The organism is Vogesella mureinivorans (assembly GCF_007644035.1).
GTDB classification, from domain to species: domain Bacteria; phylum Pseudomonadota; class Gammaproteobacteria; order Burkholderiales; family Chromobacteriaceae; genus Vogesella; species Vogesella mureinivorans.
On record NZ_VMTV02000590.1, the window covers coordinates 1 to 465 of the forward strand.

Sequence of the window (465 nt, forward strand, 5' to 3'; positions counted from 1 at the left end):
GCGCCCGCACCAGGCCTCGGCGGCAGCGCGTATCTCGGGGCGATCGACGCGAAGAAAGGGATTGCACGCAAGCTCCGAGGCAAGGCTTATCGGCAGGCTGGGCTGCCCTGCAGTGCGCGCCTCAGCGATTGCCTGCTCGCGCGCGCGAAGCGCCGGGTTGTGTGGATCGACAGTGCGTGCGAAGCGGGCATTGCTGGCGCTGTATTCGTGCGTGCAGCAGACCAGGGTGTCGCCTGGTAGCGACGCGAGGCGCTGCAGCGAAGCGTGCATCTGCTCCGGACTGCCCTCGAACAGCCGACCGCAGCCCAGACTGAACAAGGTGTCGCCACAGAACAGATGACCGGCGCAGACATAGCTGAGGTGCGATCGCGTGTGGCCGGGCGTGGCGATGACCTCCACCGGCGCGTTCCATCCTGCGATCGCGAGCGCTTCGCCGTCGCGAACCACGCTGAGTTCACCTGGAAT

At 66.9% G+C, this 465-nt stretch carries 1 protein-coding gene; it reads right to left on the reverse strand.

Annotated elements, in window-relative coordinates:
* A partial coding sequence (locus FLQ44_RS16415) for a hydroxyacylglutathione hydrolase C-terminal domain-containing protein (protein ID WP_240801310.1) occupies positions 1–447 on the reverse strand: 447 nt, incomplete at its 3' end.
* Positions 448–465: the final 18 nt, after the last annotated feature.